Origin of the sequence: Corynebacterium timonense, from assembly GCF_900105305.1 — a bacterium.
Taxonomy (GTDB): domain Bacteria; phylum Actinomycetota; class Actinomycetes; order Mycobacteriales; family Mycobacteriaceae; genus Corynebacterium; species Corynebacterium timonense.
Map to the genome: position 1 here is coordinate 109,848 of NZ_LT629765.1, position 18,732 is coordinate 128,579.

15 protein-coding genes and 3 pseudogenes are annotated in these 18,732 nt (G+C 65.6%); 11 read left to right on the forward strand and 7 right to left on the reverse strand.

Annotation, left to right across the window (positions count from 1 at the left end):
- Positions 1 to 46: 46 nt before the first annotated feature.
- The 5 genes and pseudogenes from BLT81_RS00530 to BLT81_RS13025 form a co-directional block, all read left to right on the forward strand.
- Positions 47 to 754, forward strand: a complete 708-nt coding sequence (locus tag BLT81_RS00530; RefSeq protein WP_019195097.1) for a response regulator transcription factor — start codon at positions 47 to 49, stop codon at positions 752 to 754.
- Positions 754 to 2,154 carry a sensor histidine kinase gene (locus tag BLT81_RS00535; protein ID WP_019195096.1) on the forward strand — a complete coding sequence of 467 codons (1,401 nt, stop codon included), beginning with the start codon at positions 754 to 756 and terminating at the stop codon, positions 2,152 to 2,154. The genes BLT81_RS00530 and BLT81_RS00535 overlap by 1 nt, the downstream gene beginning before the upstream one ends.
- Before the next feature lie 34 nt (positions 2,155 to 2,188).
- Entirely contained in the window at positions 2,189 to 2,932 is a 744-nt protein-coding gene (locus BLT81_RS00540) for a MerR family transcriptional regulator (protein ID WP_019195095.1), read from the forward strand.
- Positions 2,933 to 3,399: 467 nt separating this feature from the next.
- Positions 3,400 to 4,606 (forward strand): annotated as a pseudogene (locus BLT81_RS00550) (IS3 family transposase).
- Positions 4,607 to 4,645: 39 nt separating this feature from the next.
- Positions 4,646 to 4,842: pseudogene (locus BLT81_RS13025) on the forward strand (IS256 family transposase); the annotation flags it as partial.
- 113 nt (positions 4,843 to 4,955) lie between these two features.
- Here the strand turns inward: BLT81_RS13025 and BLT81_RS12455 are convergent.
- The 3 genes and pseudogenes from BLT81_RS12455 to BLT81_RS00560 all read right to left on the reverse strand — a co-directional run bounded on the left by BLT81_RS12455 (position 4,956) and on the right by BLT81_RS00560 (position 7,025).
- Entirely contained in the window at positions 4,956 to 5,336 is a 381-nt protein-coding gene (locus BLT81_RS12455) for a hypothetical protein (protein WP_155860898.1), read from the reverse strand.
- A 191-nt stretch (positions 5,337 to 5,527) separates the two neighbouring features.
- Positions 5,528 to 6,073 (reverse strand): annotated as a pseudogene (locus BLT81_RS00555) (recombinase family protein); the annotation flags it as partial.
- A gap of 529 nt (positions 6,074 to 6,602) precedes the next feature.
- Entirely contained in the window at positions 6,603 to 7,025 is a 423-nt protein-coding gene (locus BLT81_RS00560; RefSeq protein WP_040421901.1) for an HIT family protein, read from the reverse strand.
- Positions 7,026 to 7,056: 31 nt separating this feature from the next.
- On the opposite strand from BLT81_RS00560, the gene purD reads away from it, so the two are divergent.
- Entirely contained in the window at positions 7,057 to 8,310 is a 1,254-nt protein-coding gene (purD, locus tag BLT81_RS00565; protein ID WP_040421871.1) for a phosphoribosylamine--glycine ligase, read from the forward strand.
- Positions 8,311 to 8,362: 52 nt separating this feature from the next.
- On the forward strand, positions 8,363 to 9,778 hold the full coding sequence (purB, locus tag BLT81_RS00570; RefSeq protein WP_019195089.1) for an adenylosuccinate lyase: 1,416 nt from the start codon (positions 8,363 to 8,365) through the stop codon (positions 9,776 to 9,778).
- On the opposite strand, the gene BLT81_RS00575 is transcribed toward purB, so the two are convergent.
- Complete coding sequence (locus BLT81_RS00575; protein WP_019195088.1) at positions 9,775 to 10,461, reverse strand: hypothetical protein; 687 nt, start codon at positions 10,459 to 10,461, stop codon at positions 9,775 to 9,777. The two genes, purB and BLT81_RS00575, sit on opposite strands and share 4 nt — an antisense overlap.
- Positions 10,462 to 10,526: 65 nt before the next feature.
- On the opposite strand from BLT81_RS00575, the gene BLT81_RS00580 reads away from it, so the two are divergent.
- Together BLT81_RS00580 and BLT81_RS00585 are read left to right on the forward strand one after the other, a co-directional pair.
- Positions 10,527 to 11,423 carry a phosphoribosylaminoimidazolesuccinocarboxamide synthase gene (locus BLT81_RS00580; RefSeq protein ID WP_019195087.1) on the forward strand — a complete coding sequence of 299 codons (897 nt, stop codon included), beginning with the start codon at positions 10,527 to 10,529 and terminating at the stop codon, positions 11,421 to 11,423.
- A 70-nt stretch (positions 11,424 to 11,493) separates the two neighbouring features.
- A complete protein-coding gene (locus BLT81_RS00585; RefSeq protein WP_019195086.1) occupies positions 11,494 to 13,641 on the forward strand; it encodes a S9 family peptidase in 2,148 nt (715 codons plus the stop codon).
- A 75-nt stretch (positions 13,642 to 13,716) separates the two neighbouring features.
- On the opposite strand, the gene BLT81_RS00590 is transcribed toward BLT81_RS00585, so the two are convergent.
- Both BLT81_RS00590 and BLT81_RS00595 read right to left on the reverse strand, forming a co-directional pair.
- Entirely contained in the window at positions 13,717 to 13,986 is a 270-nt protein-coding gene (locus BLT81_RS00590; protein ID WP_019195085.1) for a hypothetical protein, read from the reverse strand.
- A 17-nt stretch (positions 13,987 to 14,003) separates the two neighbouring features.
- Positions 14,004 to 14,348 (reverse strand): helix-turn-helix transcriptional regulator, encoded by a 345-nt coding sequence (locus BLT81_RS00595; protein ID WP_019195084.1) that lies wholly within the window; start codon positions 14,346 to 14,348, stop codon positions 14,004 to 14,006.
- 515 nt (positions 14,349 to 14,863) lie between these two features.
- Here BLT81_RS00595 and BLT81_RS00600 point away from each other — a divergent pair.
- Entirely contained in the window at positions 14,864 to 15,550 is a 687-nt protein-coding gene (locus BLT81_RS00600; RefSeq protein WP_019195083.1) for a DUF2334 domain-containing protein, read from the forward strand.
- Between the two features lie 14 nt (positions 15,551 to 15,564).
- A complete protein-coding gene (locus BLT81_RS00605; RefSeq protein WP_019195082.1) occupies positions 15,565 to 16,062 on the forward strand; it encodes a glutathione peroxidase in 498 nt (165 codons plus the stop codon).
- 3 nt (positions 16,063 to 16,065) lie between these two features.
- Here the strand turns inward: BLT81_RS00605 and BLT81_RS00610 are convergent, their stop codons facing one another.
- Complete coding sequence (locus BLT81_RS00610) at positions 16,066 to 18,636, reverse strand: ExeM/NucH family extracellular endonuclease (protein ID WP_019195081.1); 2,571 nt, start codon at positions 18,634 to 18,636, stop codon at positions 16,066 to 16,068.
- Positions 18,637 to 18,732 lie beyond the last annotated feature (96 nt).

Consider the following 18,732-nt stretch of genomic DNA (forward strand, 5'->3'; position numbering starts at 1 on the left):
GGGGTGTTTACTCTGCCCGAGACACTTTCGGAAAGGGAGCCAACAGATGGCAGATAACAACCAGGGCGTGAAGGTCCTCGTCGTCGACGACGAGCCCAACATCGTCGAACTTCTCACCGTGTCCCTCAAGTTCCAGGGATTCGAGGTGGAAAGCGCCGAATCCGGCCAGGAGGCGCTGAAGATCGCGCGCGAGTTCCGGCCCGACGCCTACATTCTCGACGTCATGATGCCGGGCATGGACGGCTTCGAGCTGCTGGGCAAGCTGCGCTCGGAAGGCCTCGACGGCCCCATCCTCTTCCTCACCGCGAAGGATGCGGTGGAAGACCGCATCCACGGCCTGACCATCGGCGCCGACGACTACGTGACCAAACCCTTCTCCCTCGAAGAGGTGATCACCCGCCTGCGCGTGATCCTGCGCCGCGGCAACGTCACGGCCGGCGAGGAGGAGGACGCGACGCTGCGCTACGCCGACCTGACGCTCAACGACGACACCCACGAGGTGACCAAGGGCGGCGAGATCATTGATCTGTCCCCCACGGAGTTCAACCTTCTGCGCTACCTCATGCTCAACTCCGAAGTCGTGCTGTCGAAGGCGAAGATCCTGGACAACGTGTGGCACTACGATTTCGGCGGCGACGGCAACGTGGTGGAGTCCTACATCTCCTACCTGCGCCGCAAGATCGACACCGGCGACGTGCCGTTGATCCACACGGTCCGCGGCGTGGGCTACGTCCTGCGCACCCCGCGCCAGTAATGGCCGCGCGGAACCTCACTCCCGGTCAGGGGGCCAGCCGGATCCCCCTGCAGAAGAGCCTCGTCGGGGTCGTCCTCCTGGTGTCGGTGCTGAGCATGGCGCTCAGCTTCACCGCCGTGTATTTCCTCATGCGCGGCCTGCTGTATCAGCGCGCCGACGACGCTTTGGCGACCGGCATGGACACGTGGGTGGGGCAGCCCGCTCCGTGGCCGAACCTCGGTGCGCCGAGCGAGTTCACGCAGGCGCTGTACGAGCCCGCCCTGGACACTACGTTCAACTACTCCATCAGCTCCGACCCGCCGGACTATTCGCAGATGAAGGGGGAGGGTCCGCAGACGATCACCTCGATCAAAGGGCGGGAGCCGGAGCGCTACTACCGCGCTTTGGCCAGGCGCAACGACGACGGAAGTGTGCAGTTTGTGGCCAAGTCCCTCGACTCCGAGCGACGGCTGCTCACCTCGCTGGCCATCGTGGAGCTCAGCATCGGCGGCATCGCGCTGATCTTCGCGGCCTTCGCGGGCAACTACTCCGTTCGCCGGGCTCTCGCCCCGCTTCGCGACGTCGAGAATACCGCCCTGGCCATCGCCGACGGCGACATCTCGCGCCGCGTGCCGTCGTGGCCGCGCGAGACGGAGGTGGGCAAGATCTCGTACGCGGTGAACACGATGGTGACCCAGCTGCAGGGCTCGGTGGAGGCGTCCCAGGCGAAGGAGGAGCAGATGCGCCGCTTCGTCGGCGACGCCTCCCACGAGCTGCGCACGCCGCTAACCAGCATCCGCGGGTTCGCTGAGCTCTACCACTCCGGCATGGTCACGGACGCCGACATGGTGCTCAGCAAGATCGACCAGGAATCCGGGCGGATGAAGCTGCTCGTCGAAGACCTCCTCGCGCTCACGCGCGCCGAGGGGGCGCGGTTGGACAAGCGCAGCGTGGATATGCTTGAGCTGTGCTCGTCGGCGGTCGACTCCGCGCGCGCGGCCTTCCCGGAACGGCAGGTCAGCGTGACCAACGACAGCCTGTCGTCCCCCATGGTCGAGGGGGACCCGGACCGTCTGCACCAGGTGATGCTCAACCTCATCACTAACGCCTTCAAACACGCCGGGTCCGAGGCCTCGGTGGCGATTACGCTGCGTAAGAACCTGGACAAGGTGTTCATCGATGTCGCCGACGACGGCGTCGGCATGGCACCGGAGGACGCCGACCACATCTTCGACCGCTTTTACCGTGCGGATACCTCGCGCAACCGCGCCAGCGGCGGCGGCTCCGGGCTGGGACTTGCCATCACGAAGTCGCTCGTGGAGCAGCACGGCGGTGCCATCTCCGTGCGTACCGCCCCGGGCCAGGGCTCCACCTTCACCATCTCCCTGCCGATGCTCCACGAAAACTCCCCGCGGGCTTGACCTTTCCCCCGCGGCAGGCGGTCCACTGTCCACCATGCACCTGATCAGCGAAGCAGCGGAGGCCATCGGGGTCTCGCCGAAAGCGTTGCGGCACTGGGACGCGGTGGGGCTTCTCGTCCCGCGCCGCGAGGGGGCCTACCGCGTCTATACGGACGACGACATCAAGCGCGGGGCCTCCATCGCCCTGTTCCAGACGGCGGGGCTCCCCCTCGCGGAGATCGCACCGCTTCTCGACGCCCCGCCGGCCGAGCTCCTCACCGCCGCGCTGCGGCGCCACCGCCGCGCCCTGCAAGAAAAGGCGCGGCTGCTGAAAAACCAGGTGCAGACAGTGGATCAACTCATCAAGGAGGCAAACATGGACAAGGTAAGCGAGTACCTCGGCGAGCACATGAGCGAGTACCAGCGCGAGGCCGAAGAGAGGTGGGGCGGCACGAGGGAGTGGGCCCGATCACAGAATAATCTCGCCGCGATGGGCGGCGGGGACATCCGGGCACTCCAAGAGGAACAGGAGGAGTTCGCGGCCGCGCTGACCCGCGCCCGCGAGAGCGGCGTCGCGCCCGGCTCCGAGGAGGCGGACGCCCTGGTCCTGCGCCACCGCGAGGCGCTCAGTGCCTGGTACCCCGTCACCGCGGCGCGGCAGCTCATCCTGGCCCGGATGTACGTCGCGGACGATCGCTTCCACGCCGCGTTCGCGGGGGAGCAGGACTACCTGCTGCGGCTCGTCGAAAAGCGGGCGGAGCAGGAGGGCGTTGACCTCGCCGATCCGGTCTGGGAGTGAGATCCCGCTGGCCCTATTCGGTCTTTCGGCGAGGGTGCCTGGCCTTCTCAGCTGACGGGGCGGCGACATTTCCTCCGTGTCGTGGTGTGTGGTGGGTTGTGTTTGAAGGCTGTGTGCAGCATTTTTCGCATTCGCCGCACAGTTTCCCTTCGGGACGCCAATATTGCTGTTTCGTAATAGAAATCAGAGCACGGCATGGCCATTGACTAGGTGAAGGCGTTGAGGGTCATGGGGAAGTATCGAAGGTTGTCGGCGCTTCTGTCTGCGGCGCTTGTGTGCGGCTCACTGGGCACCGCTGCGGCGGGCGGGGCCGTTTTTCACGGTTACTGGATCGGCGGGAAGATCGAACAGATCTACCATCGTCTCGGCGGGTGGGGCAGGTTCGGTAACGCGACCACGGACCTGACCCCTTGTTGGTGGACATAGGCTAGCCCCGGTTGATAGCCGGAGGAAGGTAGTCTCTGTTCATGCCTCGTAAGTCCTATTCTGAGGAGTTCAAGCGCGACGCGGTCGCGATGTATGAAGACACAGACGGTGTGTCTTGTAACTCGGTTGCTCATGATCTCGGTGTTAACCGTGGCAGTCTCGCTGCCTGGGTTACGCGCTATGGCACGGGCAAAAAAGCCCGCGCGATTGATGCTGCAGCTCGAGCGCGAAAGGCATCGGATTCAGAGCGGATCCGACAGCTCGAGAAGCACAACCGGCTTCTTCAACAAGAGCGAGATATCCTTCGCAAGGCGGCGCAGTATTTTGCGAAAGAGATGGGCTTGTGATCCGCTTCAAGTTCATCTGGGACCATCGCACCGAGTTTTCGGTCACACGGATGTGCGACGTGCTGAAGGTGCGGCGATCTTCCTATTACAAGTGGAAAAACACGCAGGCCGCGCGCCGTCAAAAGGTTGTTGACGATGCTGTTCTTGGTGCTCGTATCCGCACTGTGTTCACCGACGAACACGGACTCTACGGAGCCAAACGCATCGCCGCGGCGTTGAACGACTCTGATTCGGGGGCGCATGAAGTGGTCAATCACAAACGCGTTGCACGCATCATGAAGGCCATGGGCATCCAGGGGTTTCACGAAGAAACGCCGCGTGCGCACCACCGTGGCAGATACTGGCCGCAGTGTCTTTTTCGGATCTTGTTCGCAGGCAGTTTCATGCCCCGGCGCCGAACCGCGTGCTCGTCGGCGACATTACCTACCTGCCGGTATCCGGTGGCGGCAATATGTATCTTGCCACCGTGATCGATTGTTATTCCCGCAGGCTGGTGGGATTTTCTATTGCTGACCACATGCGCGTCGATCTGGTTATCGATGCGTTGGACTCAGCGCGGCGCGCCCGGGGCAGTCTGAAAGGAGCGATTTTTCATTCCGATCACGGCAGTGTCTATACCTCGAAGGCATTTCGCTCACGATGCACGATGCTAGGGGTGACCCAATCGATGGGGGCGGTGGGAACCAGCGCAGACAACGCGCTGGCGGAGTCGTTCAACGCGACATTGAAACGCGAGGTGCTGCACAACCGGAAATGCTTCGACTCGATGCTGCACGCCAGACGGGACGTCTTCGCCTGGTGTGTGCGCTACAACCAGAAACGCAGACACTCATGGTGCGATTATCTCTCGCCCATCGAGTACGAAAACCGCACCTGCGGTAAACTCACCCTGACCGCATAAGTTCAATTCCCTGTGTCCACTTTCCAGGGGTCGGGCCCTCGGGACGCTGTCGTGCGCCTGGTCGGAGCTGTCCTGGCGGAACAACATGCGTGAGAAGGATCCAGCAGAAGCGCTACATGTCGTTGACCAGCTTGAAACAGACCAGGGTGATGATCACGGCTAACATCGTCGATGCCGGTGAAACCAGACCTGCTATTGACCAGCAGGAGACAGCATCAATCAGCATCGGTTCCTAACACGAGATAGTCCGTAAGGTCGCTACCCTGCTAGTTTTCTCGAAAGGGCAGATACACCACTTCCGCGGACTTGACCGGCTATTACAGTATTTAATGACACTGTGCCGTCAGGATCACTCCCCGTTAGAGCATTCACTCAGCATACTGAAGTAGGCTATTTTCCTTCTACGACTAAGTTCCCTAATCGTAGAGTAGATGGCTTCACCAATGTGCTCGATTTCTTCGTGGGTAGATGCGGCCATAAAAGAGACCTTCACTCTATTTAGGTTTAGCACTTCTGGATTTACGGGAGTACCGAAATCATCGATCCATTGACGTTCTAGATCAAATTCATCTACCGCAAGTGCGGTAGACTCTACGGTCGGTTCACCCACTAAGGGGATTTTAGATCGTATCGCCTTGACGACCTGCTCTGTAACATATTCCAAATCGTGGTCTGTCGCGTAGAGGAAGACCTCTTCAGTCAGAGGCATATATGAGCGTTTAGTCACCATGGACTCATCCTAGCTGGCGCCGGATATGGAATAGCGCCTCAGATCCTCTCCAAAAATACCTACCCTAGAGGGCCTGGTACCCCTTTTATTAGGGGACGCAGGATGGGGTTTTAGACTTTCCCGGAGGAGTTGGAGCAGGTGGACCCCGGTAAGTGGGGGTGCCGTGGATATAATCAGCTAAAAGCTGTAGTTCAACAGCTCCCCTCCGTCAAGTATTTATAGAGCGTGGTCCGCCTGATCCCGAGCCGGCGGGCCACCTCCGCTTTGGGTACACTATCGGAAATCCACTGTCGAGCCTGAGCGACCTGGACATCGGTAAGCGCCTTCACCCGACCCTTGTACACCCCGCGGGCCTTCGCGTGGGCAATCCCCTCGGCCTGGCGCTCCTTAATGATGGAGCGCTCAAACTCCGCCACAGAACCCATCAAACCCAGCATGAGCTTTGCGATCGGATCAGCCTTCGCGGAATAGGTCTGCCTCTCACGCAAGAACCTCACCGACACGCCGCGCCCGACGAGGTCCTCGACGAGCGTGTGGAGGTCGACAAGTGAGCGCGCGAGCCGATCCATGTTCGTGACAATGAGCTGATCCCCTTTCCGCAGATACCTCAGCACCTCCTCCAGCTGGGGACGGTGACGAGTCGATCCACTGAGCTTCTCCTTATATATCTGCGACGCCCCAGCCGCCTGGAGCTGCTCGAGCTGACGGTCTAAATTCTGCTCCAGGGAACTCACCCGGGCGTAACCGACTTTTTATCCCACGACAACATCCTGGTGTTCGTTAATCGCTAGAGGTAGCGACGGTTCTGTTCCGTTAGACATGATCCAACCCTACCGAACAGGGAAAAGTTGTAATTCAAAACCGTTCACTTAGGGGGTGCCAGGCACACTAGTGCTGCCGGTATCAAGCGGGCGTCTGCAAGGAGCTGGACCGGCAATGCGATGTCAGAACCTACTTCGCCCTCGCTGGAAAAAACTTTTTTCACCGACGCAGGCCGAGCCAAGATGCGGCGAAAAGGGAGACGCTCGGTGGATCGAAGTTGTCTGCAACCGCAGGGGTCGGCAATCTTTGCTCGCGATGCTCAGCCTGGTCGTCGTGGAGGAGAGCCTCGTTCCAACCCCAGAAACGCCAACCATCCACAACGTTCGGACAGCCCGACAGTAAGCCAGGCGGCCAGGGTGTTGAGCGCGTCGGTTTTTGGCCGTCCGAATATTCCGAGCGTAATCGGCTAGCCGGGCGCGCTCCAACCCCGTACAACGGGTACCACTAGCGCCGCCCCGCCTCGTTGGTGCCCAGCTTCTCGCGCAGCAGCTCCGCGGCCTCGTCCATCTTCGCCTGGTCTGTCTGCTCCGGGGGAATGACGTTAGCGAGGTTGTATCCCGACATGTCGTTGGCGGGGAAGACGTGAATGTGGGCGTGCGGGACCTCGAAGCCGGCGATGAGGTAGCCGGCGCGCTCGGAGCCAAAGGCCTCGATGACAGCCTGCCCGATCTCCTTGGCAATCTCGTTCATGTGCGTCCACAGGGCGGGGGAGAGGTCGGTCCACTTGTCCACCTCCTCGACGGGGACGACGAGGGTATGGCCGTAGGCAATGGGGGCGATGGACAAAAACGCGGCGACAGTCTCGTCGCGGTAGATGAAGCGGCCGGGCAGGTCGCCGTCCAGGATCTTGGTGAATACGGTGCTCATGCCGCCCCAGGCTACCGGTAAGTTGGGGGCCATGCGCATCCTTGTTATCGGTTCGGGCGGCCGTGAACACGCCCTTCTGGCTGGGTTGAGGGGCAACGAGCTGCACGTGGCGCCGGGCAACGCCGGTATGGCCTCGCTTGCCGAGGTCCACTCGGTGGACGTGGCCTCGCCGGAGGCGATCGTGGCGCTCGCCCGCGACGTCGGCGCGGAGCTCGTGGTCATCGGCCCGGAGATCCCGCTCGTCGCCGGGGCGGCGGACGCGCTCGCCGAGGCCGGCATCGACGTCTTCGGCCCGACGAAGGCCGCTGCGCAGCTCGAGGGCTCTAAGGCCTTTGCCAAGGAGGTCATGGCCGCGGCGGGAGTGCGCACGGCGTCGGCGACGCGCGTGACGGAGCTGGCGGAGATCGACGCTGCGCTCGACGAGTACGGCCCGAACTACGTGGTCAAGGATGACGGGCTGGCCGGCGGCAAGGGCGTCGTGGTCACCCAGGACCGCGCCGCCGCCGAGGCGCACGCCCGCGCCGTGATCGAGGCCGGCAACCCGGTCCTGTTCGAGTCCTTCCTCGAAGGCCCCGAGATCTCCCTGTTCTGCCTCGTCGACGGCGACACGGTCGTGCCGCTGCTTCCCGCCCAGGATCACAAGCGCGCCCACGACAACGACGCTGGCCCCAACACCGGCGGCATGGGCGCCTACACGCCGCTGCCGTGGCTGCCCGACAACGGCGTCGAGCGCATCGTCGCCGAGATCGCCGAGCCCGTCGCCCGCGAGATGGTCGCCCGCGGTATCCCCTACCAGGGCATTCTCTACGTCGGTGCGGCCTGGGGCCCGGAGGGCCCGGCTGTGGTCGAGTTCAACGCCCGCTTCGGCGACCCCGAGACCCAGCCCGTGCTCTCGCTGCTGAAAACGCCGCTTGTCCGCGCCCTCACCGCCGTCGCCACCGGCACCCTCGCCGAGCTGGCCCCGCTCGAGTGGGAGGACGGCTACGCTGCCACCGTCGTGCTCTCCGCCGAGGACTACCCGGCCGCACCCCGCACCGGCGACGCGATCACCGGCGAGGGCCTCGACGACCCGACTACGATCCTCCACGCCGGCACCGCGCTGCAGGACGGGGTGCTCGTCTCCTCCGGCGGCCGCGTGCTCAACGCGCTGGGCAAGGGGGCCACGCTTGAGCAGGCCGTCGATAAGGCGTACGAGGCCGTGGAGAAGATCACGCTGCAGGGCTCGTTCTACCGCCGCGACATCGCGCGCAAGGCGATCGAGGGCGACATCCGCGTGGGCAGCTAAGCTCCGCTGGTCAGCGCCGCGTGCGATAATAAGCGGCGTGGCTGAAAAACCGATGAACGCGAACGTCCTGTCCCACCGCTACGCCTCGCCCGAGATGGCGACGCTGTGGAGCGCCGAGCACAAGATCATCCTGGAGCGCCAGCTCTGGGTCGCGGTGATGAAGGCGCAGCAGGGGCTGGGGGTGGACATCCCAGACGAGGCCATCGCGGCCTACGAAAGCGTCATTGAGCGGGTAGACTTGGCCTCGATCGCCGAGCGGGAGAAGGTCACCCGCCACGACGTGAAGGCGCGCATCGAGGAGTTCAACGCGCTGGCCGGCCACGAGCACATCCACAAGGGGATGACCAGCCGTGACCTCACCGAGAACGTCGAGCAGCTGCAGATCGTCCGCGCGCTTGAGCTGACGCGCGACAAGTCGGTGGCCCTGCTCAAGGCGGTGGGCAACCGCGCCGAGCAGTACACGTCCCTGGTCATGGCGGGCCGCTCTCACAACGTCGCGGCGCAGGCCACCACGCTGGGCAAGCGCTTCGCCTCGGCGGCGGACGAGATCCTCCTCGCCGTCGAGCGCATCGAACAGCTGCTGGCCGCCTACCCGCTGCGCGGCATCAAGGGGCCGATGGGCACCGCCCAGGACATGCTCGACCTCATGGGCGGCGACGAGGCGAAGCTTACGCAGCTCGAGGGCCAGATCGCCCGCCACCTCGGCTTCGCCCGCACCTTCGACTCGGTGGGCCAGGTCTACCCGCGCAGCCTCGACTTTGACGCGATTTCCGCCCTGGTGCAGCTGGGCGCCGGGCCGTCGTCGCTCGCCACCACGATCCGCCTCATGGCCGGCAACGAGACGGTCACCGAGGGCTTCAAGGAGGGCCAGGTCGGATCGTCGGCGATGCCGCACAAGATGAACGCGCGCTCCTGCGAGCGCGTCGGCGGCTTCCAGGTCATCCTGCGCGGTTACCTCACGATGGTCGCGGACCTTGCCGGCCAGCAGTGGAACGAGGGCGACGTGTTCTGCTCAGTCGTGCGCCGCGTCGCGCTGCCAGACGCCTTCTTCGCCATCGACGGCCAGCTGGAGACCTTCCTGACGGTGCTCGACGAGTTCGGAGTCTTCCCGGCCATGATCAACCGGGAGCTTGACCGCTACCTGCCGTTCTTGGCCACCACCCGGATCCTCATGGCGGCGGTGCGCGCCGGGGTCGGCCGCGAGACCGCCCACGAGGTGATCAAGGAGCACGCCGTCGCGATGGCGCTCGATATGCGCGAGAAGGGGGCGGAGCAAAACCTCGTCGAGAGGCTGGCCGAAGACGAGCGCCTGCCCCTGGACCGCGCCGCCCTCGACGCCGCGCTCGCCGACCGCCACGCCTTCATCGGCGCCGCCGAGTCCCAGGTCGACGCCGTGCTCGCGCGCATCCAGGCGCTTGTCGACGCCCACCCCGACGCCGCCGGTTACACCCCGGGCGAGATCCTCTAAGGAGCGCCCGGCCCCCACGTCAGCGCCTGGGGAGGCTGCCCCGGGTTGCGCGGGCTGACCAGTGTGTTCAGGCGCACGCCGGTGCCGACGATGCCGGGGTCGCGCTGCCCCTCCCAGGTGACCACCGCGGTGGTGTAGCTGCGCCCGGTGACCATGTCTCCCGTGTAGGAGGGAACCGTGTCGGTCTCCTCGGTGTCGAGGCCACAGTAGCTTTCGGCCCCGACCCCGACGTAATTGGCGTTGGTGCCGTAGCCGTCAACGGGGGTGAGCGACGGAAGCTCGACGGAGACGGGGGCGTCGTCGCGCCCCAGCCCCTGGCCCAGCGAGGTGAAGGTGACGGGGAAGCAGGAGAAGGTCCGCACGGCGACGGGCGGGGCGTCGCCAATGCGCTGCGGGTCCTGGCCAATGTTGTCCTTCACCTGCTGCAGCGTGAGCCGCGTCGGCGCGTGCACCGTGACCTCCCAGTAGACGGGCATCCCCGTGGAGAAGTGTGTGGTGACCACCTCGGCGGGCTCGTCGAAGCGGAGGTGGGTGCCGTCCGCGGTGGGGCGAAAGCCCTCCGGTTCGTTGACCAAACCGGTCACGGGCGCGTTGTCCTGGGGGTCCACGGACCCGCAGGCTGCGAGCGCCGCGGCGAGCGCGACGGCGGCGGGGGGTGCGGAAAGGCGGCGCAAGGCGTGCATGGCCTTTACCTTAAGCGATCGCCAGCGATTTCCCGTCCGCGGAACCCGGGCTAGACTTACGTGCCATGCGTCCAGAGCTCTCTGATTACGACCACCTTTCTGGCGGCAAGGTCCGCGAAATCTACGAGGTGGATGCCGCGACCCTGTTGATGGTGGCCACCGACAGGATCTCTGCCTTCGACTTCTCGCTTGACCCGGAGATCCCGGACAAGGGGCGAGTGCTCACAGCCACCTCGATGTTCTTCTTCGACCTGCTCGACGGGGTGCCGAATCACCTCGCCGGGCCGATTGACGACGAACGCATCCCCGAGGAAGTCCTCGGCCGCGCCCAGGTGGTCACACGCCTGCAGATGATCCCCTTCGAGTGCGTCGCCCGCGGCTACCTCACGGGTTCCGGGAAGAAGGAGTACGACGCGACGGGCACGGTGTGCGGCGTCGAGCTGCCCGAGGGCCTGACAGAGGCGTCCCGGTTGCCGGAGCCGATCTTCACCCCGGCAACGAAGGCGGAGCAGGGCGAGCATGACGAGAACGTTTCCTTCGCGTACGTCGCCAGCGCGCTCGGCGAGGACCTGGCCACCCGGCTGCGCGAGGCCACCCTGGACATTTACGCGCGCGCCGCCGCCTACGCCGAGACACGCGGCATCATCCTCGCCGACACCAAGCTCGAGTTCGGCCTCGACGAGGACGGCACGCTGGTGCTTGCGGACGAAGTGCTCACCCCCGACTCCTCCCGCTACTGGCCTGCTGACTCCTACGAGGAGGGGCGCGTGCAACCCAGCTTTGACAAGCAGTACGTGCGCAACTGGCTCACCGGCCCGAAGTCCGATTGGGACCCCGCCGACGGCACCCCGCCCCCGGAGCTGCCCGGCTCTGTCGTCGAGGCCACCCGTGACCGCTACGTGGAGGCCTACGAGCGCCTCAGCGGCACAAAGTTCGGCGACTGGCCGGGGGCGATGGCCTAGCTTTTCTGACCGGGGGCGCCGGGACGGCGGTGCGGCGGGCCGGGAATGCCGGGGCGTAGACTCGGGCGCCATGACGGACAATCCCACGACGAGCACCAGCACCAGCGGCGTCCCGGCCCCGGTGGCAACAAAGCACCCCATTACCCGCTCCTTTCACGGGCGCGATTTCGTGGACAACTACGAGTGGCTGCGCGACAAGGACAACCCCGAGACCATCGCCTACCTCGAGGCGGAAAATGCCTACACGCAGGCGCGCACGGAGGGGCTGGACGAGCTGACCGAGGCGGTCTACGGCGAGATCAAATCGCGCATCAAGGAAACGGACATGACCGTCCCGCAGCGCCGCGGCGGCTGGTGGTACTACGCGCGCACCGTCGAGGGCAAAAGCTACGGCCTGAGCTGCCGCGTCGCCGCCGACCCGGCTTCCCCCTGGACCCCGCCGACACTGCCGGAGGACGGCTCGGCCCTGCCGGGCGAGCAGGTGGTTCTGGATGTCAACGAGCTCGCCGAGGGCCACGAGTTCTTCTCGCTCGGCGCCTCAACCGTGACCACCTCGGGCCGGCTCCTGGCGTACTCCGCTGACACCTCGGGCGACGAGCGCTTCCAGCTGCGCGTCAAAGACCTCCAGACGGGCGAGCTTCTCGCCGACACGCTTGACGACGTCTTCTACGGCGCCACCTGGGCAGGGGAGGAGTACCTCTTTTACACCCGCGTCGACGAGGCGTGGCGCCCCCACCAGGTGTGGCGCCACCGGCTGGGTACCCCGGCCGAGCTGGATGTGCTGGTCTACGAGGAGCCCGACGAGCGCTTCAACGTCTCCGTCGGCATAGACCGCGCGGAGAAGTACCTCTACATCGCCTCCAGTTCCAAGCTCACCAGCGAGTGGCGGGTGTGCCCGCTCGCCGAGCCGGAGGGCGAGTTTGAGGTGCTGTGGCCGCGCGAGCAGGGCGTCGAGTACGACGTTGACTACGCCGAGGTGGCAGGGGAACCCCTGTGGGTGGTCACGCACAACGCGGCGGGACCGAATTTTGAGGTGGGCACGTGTGGCGTCGATAAGCGCGTGCCCCTGACCGAGCTTGAGGTGCGCGTGCCGCACGACGACGCGGTGCGCATTGAGGGCGTGGATGTCTACCGCGACTTCTGGTTCTGCGGGTATCGCTCGGGCGGGATCAGCCGCCTCGCCGTCGCCGAGGTCGGCGAGAGCGGGGTGGCCGCGTTCCGCGAGCTGGAGTTCGACGAGGAGCTCTACACCGCGGGCCTAGGCGGCAACCCCGAGTGGGACGCGCCGGTGGTGCGCCTGAGCTACGCCTCGTACACCCAACCCGCGCAGCTGTTCGACTACACGGTGGCCACCCGCGAGCTGAGACTGCTCAAGCAGCAGGAGGTGCTCGGCGGCTACGACCCGCACGAGTACACCGCGACCCGCATGTGGGCGAGCGCCCCCGACGGAACCCAGGTGCCCATGTCCGTGGTGCACCGCGCCGACCTCGATCTCAGCCAGCCGCGCCCCACCCTGCTGTACGGGTACGGCTCCTACGAGGCCTCCAACGACCCTGGTTTTTCCATCGCGCGCTTGTCGCTGCTAGACCGCGGCATGGTATGGGTGTGCGCCCACGTGCGCGGCGGCGGCGAGATGGGGCGCGGATGGTACGACCACGGGAAGGGGCTTGAGAAGGTCAACACGTTTACGGACTTCATCGCGTGCGCGGACGCTTTGGTGGAGCAGGGGATCACCACCCACGGCCAGCTCGTCGCCGAGGGAGGCTCCGCGGGCGGGCTCCTCATGGGCGCGGTGGCGAACATGGCGCCGGAGAAGTTCGCCGGCATCCAGGCGATCGTGCCCTTCGTCGACCCGCTGACCAGCGTCCTCATGCCGGAGCTGCCGTTGACGGTCACGGAATGGGAGGAGTGGGGTGACCCCTACCACGACCCGGAAGTCTACGACTATATGGCAGCCTACGCGCCCTACGAGAACGTGGAGGCGAAGCACTACCCGGATATCCTCGCGGTGACCAGTCTCAACGATACGCGCGTACTCTACGTCGAGCCCGCCAAGTGGGTGGCTAAGCTGCGCGAGTGCGCGACCGGTGGTGAGATTTTGTTGAAGACGGAGATGAGCGCCGGGCACGGCGGCGTGTCCGGACGCTACGAAAAGTGGAGGCAGACCGCGTTTGAGTACGCCTGGACCTTGGTGCATAGTGGGGCTGTGTCGAAGTAGCAAAGTAGCGGTGTAACAAAAAGGTGCGCCCCGCTCAGAAAAAGCGGGGCGCGCCTGCAATAGCGGAGCCGGGGATTAGGGTGTGTGAGAAGTCGTCCCGGCCTCGGCCTTTTCTTTTTCCAAGAGCTGGTCGAGCTGACGGTCGCGTATAAAAACGTAGTACGCGATGCGGAAGGCCACGTAAAAAGCGACGAATCCGATGACGGCGAAGATGATGAAGTCCACGGCCCACGCCCAGTCGGAGAACGTCTCCGCAGGCGTGCGGTCATGTGCAACCCATTCGCGAATCATTTGCAGTGCAATGCCGCAGACCGCCGCTAGTAGAGCGGTGAGAGATTTAGACATCGAGGTTCCTCCTCTCTTTAGATGTGGCCGTTGGACCGGCAGAAGTCGTCAAAAGCTCCTGAAAACCCGTTGAGGTTCTGGCATGCGGTCGCGACGCCCCAGTTTGCTACCTGGCCGATGATCTCACTGCCGAGCGCGCCGCCGACGAATCCGGCGATGGCGGCGATAACGGCTGGTATGGCCCGCTGCTGTTTGATAGCTTCAACGTCGAGCCCGATGACAGTGGCAAGCTGCCGAGATTCGTCCGGCGACAGTTCTGCGAGGTTACGCTCGAAAGCGCGGATTTGCTCGGCGCTGTATCCCAAGCTTTGTGCTGCTTCATGAAAAATTCCGAAGCGGTCCTCGCGGAGATCGTAGTACACTGCACGCGCGATAGCTGAATCCTGATCCGTGGTGGCGGAGGACTGTGCAACAGACGGTGCGTTGGGCGCTTGAGCGTGAGCCGCTTGGGCGTGAGCAGGGGCAAGCGAGCTGGCCGCTAGTGTGAGAATGGTCGTAATCGAAACTAATGTAGAGCGCATTTGTTCTCCCTTCTTTAGTAACCTGCGCTTGTGTACAACCGTACATGGGCAGCGTGGCGTCCACCCCCAGATGGGGGTAATTCGCCTCAGTTTGGTCTGACGAAACATTCGCTAAGGCGTGCGAAAATGTCTCCGTCAGCGCTGTTCACGGGCGTTTTGCCGATTATTCTGTGCGTTTCAATCTGACTGGCCCCTTGTAGCACCCGCGTGTGGAAGGCGCGCCCCTGAGTGTCCGTGGGGTAATTTCTCTCCGCTCGCGTTCTCGGTTCGCTCACCATCGCCTCAGGTTCGGTTACGGATCGCGGGCGCCGAACCCCGGCGGGCGCGGCAGGTAGCGCTGTGCGATAATGCGGCCTATGTCAGGCCGCGTCCTCGTATCGGTGTCCTCTATCTTTGACGCCACCCTCGACGGGGTCGCCCGCCTTGTAGCGGAGCTTGACCGCAACGACGTACCGATATCGCTTTTGGTTGCGCCGCACATCGATAAGACGTGGCACCTGGCCAAGGACCCGCGCACACTCGGGTGGCTCGGCGAGCAGCGCGAAGCAGGGCGCGCGCTTATCCTCAACGGCTTCGACCAGCCGGCCCAGGGCCGACGCTCCGAGTTCGCCACCCTGGGAGCCCACGAGGCGCGCCTGCGGCTCAAAGGAGCGACCCGCCAGATGATGTCGTTGGGCTACGAGTTCGATATCTTCGCCCCGCCGCGCTGGCGCCTGTCGGAGGGCACCCTCGCGGTCGTCGGCGAGTTCGGCTTCGGCCTCGTCGCCTCCACGAAGGGGCTGCACATCGTGGGCGACAACCAATTCCACCGCTGCCGCAACCTCTCCGTGGGCGAGGGTTTCGGCGCGGCGACGTGGTGGCGGCGCAACGTCATCCGCGCCGCCGAACGGGGCGCTGCCAGGGGAAACACCATCCGCCTGTCCGTCTCGGGCCGCGAGCTGGGGGACAAAAAGGTCCTGCGGGACTTCGTCGCCGCGGCGCTCGCCGCCGCAGAGGCCGGGGGCAGTCCCGCCGATTACCGCTCCTTCCTGCCCGCCGCGTAGCTACCCTGGGCCCCATGACTGAGAACCTTCGCGATATCGAGCTCACGCTTAACGACGGCACACCCACCACCCTCAACACCCTCGCCGGATCCGACGCGGTCCTGCTGGTCAACACGGCCTCCAAGTGCGGTCTGACCGTGCAGTACGAGGGCCTGCAGGCACTCGCCGACGAATACGCGGGCAAGGGCCTGACCGTCGTCGGCGCCCCCTGCAACCAGTCCAACGGGCAGGAACCCGGCACGGACGAGGAGATCAGGGACTTCGCCTGCACCCGCTACAACGTCAGCTTCCCGCTGCTGTCCAAGCTGGAGGTCAACGGGCCCGGCGCGCACCCGCTGTACAAGGAGCTGACCACCGTCCCCGACTCCGACGGCGAGGCCGGGGACGTGGCCTGGAACTTCGAGAAGTTCCTCATCACCCCCGACGGCGCAGTGGCCGCCCGGATCCGCCCCAAGACCGAGCCCCAGGACCCTGCCGTGACGGAGGCAATTGAGACCGTGCTGGCCCCGTAACTCTTAGCGGCCCCGGGAGGATGAGCTCAGCCCGGGCACGGCGCGCCAGAGGAGGGCCAGGGCACCGACGGCGGCGGCGACGAGGGCGGCGGCGATGCCCACCCGCGCCGCCGACGAGCCCTGCTCCCGTGGGCCGTCGAGGTCAAAGCCGACCTTCACCGGGTCGTGGTCGGAGGAGCGGAAGGGATTGCCGTAGCCATAGAGCGGGTCGGCCCCGTCGCCGAAGAAGTCCTGGGCGTTGTAGTTGCGGCGCGAGTACTCGAAGGCGACGGGCTCGTCGGCGTTGATGTTCCACACCGCCGCATCGCGCACGAGAGCCCGCGCGGCGCCGTTGGCGAGGACGTGGTCGAGCGAACCGAGCTCGCCGCCGAACTGGTATGAGGCCTGGTCGCTGTCCCGTTCCGGGCGGATCACCTCGAAGCCGCCACGGGCCAGCTCGGTGATGGCGTCCTCGCGGGTGTAGGCGTTGAAGTCACCGATGAGGAAGGTGGGCAGCTGCGCCCAATCGCTCTGCTCACCCAGGTGCTCGAGCAGCGCCTTCGACTGCGCCACGCGCACGTTCGCGTTGTTGCCCTGGCCATCGCCGGTGTCGGAGTCGTTGTGAGCGACGGAGCCCTTGGACTTGAAGTGGTTGACCACTGCGACGAAGCGCTGGCCGCCGGCCGCGGGCTCGAAGGCCTGGGCGAGGGGCTGGCGGGCGGTGCCGGTGAAAGCGCCGTCGTCGAAGATGCGGGACTCGCCCACGGGGCGTACCGTCGCCGGGTCGTAGAGGAAGGCCAGCCGGATGACGTCCTCGCTGCCCGGAAGGGAGGCCGGGGAGGGGGCGTAGGCCCAGCGCTCGTGGCCGGCAGCGTCGTTGAGGGCGCCGACGAGCGCGCGAAGTGCCTCGTCGCGCCTGGAAGCGTCTTTCGTGAGCGCCGCGGTGTTCTCGATCTCGGACAAGCCCAAGACGTCCGTGTCCAGGCGGTTGATGGCGGTGACGAGCTTCGCCTGCTGGTCCTCGAAGGCCTGGCGGGAGTACGCGCCGCGCACCCGGCACGAGTTGGCGCCAACCGGCGCGCCGTTTTTGTCGGTGAAGGGCTCGCAGCCCTCCTCGTCCTCGCCGAGGCTAGTGAAGTAGTTGAGCACGTTGAAAAACCCGAGGGAGAGCTCGCCTGCGACCGAGCCGGGGACGTCAAGGGTGGCGCCGCGCGAATCTGCCCACGCGATCGGCAGGTCCGCGGCCTCGCTCTTTCCGGTGATGGGCTGCAGGGGCTGGAAGCGCCAGCGGTCGAAGGAGTAGTCCACCACCACATCGTTCTGAAAGCGCACGGCGTCCCCCGTGCGCAGCGACGTGACCCCGCCGTCCGCGGTGACGAGGTAGGGCAGCGGCGTCTCCTTGTCGGTGCGGAAGTAGTCGCGGGTGCGCCCGTCGTCGAGGTAGACCACCTCGGCGTCATTCGCCACGGCCAGCGACTGCGCCTGCGCGCCGGGCTCAACCACGTCGGTGGGGGTGCGGTGGGCGCGGGGACCGGGGGCGAGGCCGACGTCGCCGGTGGTGTTTAGCGTGTAGTTGTCGGTCACGGTGTGCGCGCCCGTCGGGCGCACGAGCATGCCCTCGTAGGGCTCGCGGGCGGCGTCGCCAGCGGGAAGTGACTCGATCTCGAGGGCAACCGGCGCCTCAAGCGCGGCGGGCAAAGCTTGGACGGCCGAGGCCGCGATCTGCGTCTGGGCGTAATACTCGCCGACGGTTCCCGTGACGCGCACGGAGGCCCCGCGTCGTGGGTAATCGGTGCGCCTGCCCATGTAGACGAACACGGCCTCGGAGGCCTCGCCCGCCTGTGTGCCGGAGCCGGCGGCCTGCAGGAAGAAGCCGTTTTTGCCGCCCTCGTCGTAAACCGCCGTGACCACGCCCTCGGTGGTCACGGTGTGGTTGAGAAGCGGCGAGGAGTCGCCGGTGCCCTGGATCTCGCGGATGGGGGTGATCCCCGGCGCGGCGCCGGAATCCGTCGGGGCGGCCGAGGGCGTCGGCGCGGCGGCGAGAAAATCCGCGGCGTTGTTGTCGGTGTCTTGGGCCGAGTCGGCGCGCTGAACGGAGGTGGAATTGTCCGTCGCCGGGGCGGGCGAGCCCTCGTAGCGGGCCGCCGCACCCCAGCCGAGGAGGTCGACGCGGGCGGAGGTGGCGTCGTAAAGCTCTGCGATGGCCTCCGTGGCGGAAAAGTTGAAGCTCGCCTCGATATCCGCCGCTGGCAGCTGCCCCGACGGGTTCCTCCCCGCGGAGCCGCGGATGAGGAAGTGGGAACCGGCGGGCACGATACCGCTCAGTGCCACCGTGGCGCCGAGGCCGTCTTTCGCCGAGCGCTGCTCCAGGCGCCAGCCGGTGATGTCGATGTCGGAGGCGGTGGGGTTGTACAACTCCACGAAGTCGTGGGAGAACACGGAACCGGAGTTTCCTCCACCGCCGTAGACCTCGGAGATGACCACGTTGGAGCCGTCGGCTGCGGCGCGCGCCGGCACGGGGGAGGCGGCTACGGCGCCCGCCACGAGAGCGAAGCTCAGCGCGGCAGACCACGAGGCGCGGTAGGTGCGAAACATGGGGCGTCCTTCACAGAAAAACAATGACGGGGAATAAGCGGGCACGTGGGCCCGGCTCAACGCTACGGCAGCGCGCGGGTGCGCGCCGGTTACGGC

What these genes read in the sequence shown, in the direction of transcription:
- BLT81_RS00590 (WP_019195085.1), bottom strand. Translation starts at nt 13,986, where the DNA reads ATGTCTAAATCTCTCACCGCTCTACTAGCGGCGGTCTGCGGCATTGCA.
- BLT81_RS12455 (WP_155860898.1), bottom strand. Translation starts at nt 5,336, where the DNA reads ATGGTGACTAAACGCTCATATATGCCTCTGACTGAAGAGGTCTTCCTC.
- BLT81_RS00560 (WP_040421901.1), bottom strand. Translation starts at nt 7,025, where the DNA reads ATGAGCACCGTATTCACCAAGATCCTGGACGGCGACCTGCCCGGCCGC.
- purB (WP_019195089.1), top strand. Translation starts at nt 8,363, where the DNA reads ATGAACGCGAACGTCCTGTCCCACCGCTACGCCTCGCCCGAGATGGCG.
- BLT81_RS00580 (WP_019195087.1), top strand. Translation starts at nt 10,527, where the DNA reads ATGCGTCCAGAGCTCTCTGATTACGACCACCTTTCTGGCGGCAAGGTC.
- BLT81_RS00605 (WP_019195082.1), top strand. Translation starts at nt 15,565, where the DNA reads ATGACTGAGAACCTTCGCGATATCGAGCTCACGCTTAACGACGGCACA.
- BLT81_RS00600 (WP_019195083.1), top strand. Translation starts at nt 14,864, where the DNA reads ATGTCAGGCCGCGTCCTCGTATCGGTGTCCTCTATCTTTGACGCCACC.
- BLT81_RS00610 (WP_019195081.1), bottom strand. Translation starts at nt 18,636, where the DNA reads ATGTTTCGCACCTACCGCGCCTCGTGGTCTGCCGCGCTGAGCTTCGCT.
- purD (WP_040421871.1), top strand. Translation starts at nt 7,057, where the DNA reads ATGCGCATCCTTGTTATCGGTTCGGGCGGCCGTGAACACGCCCTTCTG.
- BLT81_RS00530 (WP_019195097.1), top strand. Translation starts at nt 47, where the DNA reads ATGGCAGATAACAACCAGGGCGTGAAGGTCCTCGTCGTCGACGACGAG.
- BLT81_RS00535 (WP_019195096.1), top strand. Translation starts at nt 754, where the DNA reads ATGGCCGCGCGGAACCTCACTCCCGGTCAGGGGGCCAGCCGGATCCCC.
- BLT81_RS00585 (WP_019195086.1), top strand. Translation starts at nt 11,494, where the DNA reads ATGACGGACAATCCCACGACGAGCACCAGCACCAGCGGCGTCCCGGCC.
- BLT81_RS00540 (WP_019195095.1), top strand. Translation starts at nt 2,189, where the DNA reads ATGCACCTGATCAGCGAAGCAGCGGAGGCCATCGGGGTCTCGCCGAAA.
- BLT81_RS00575 (WP_019195088.1), bottom strand. Translation starts at nt 10,461, where the DNA reads ATGCACGCCTTGCGCCGCCTTTCCGCACCCCCCGCCGCCGTCGCGCTC.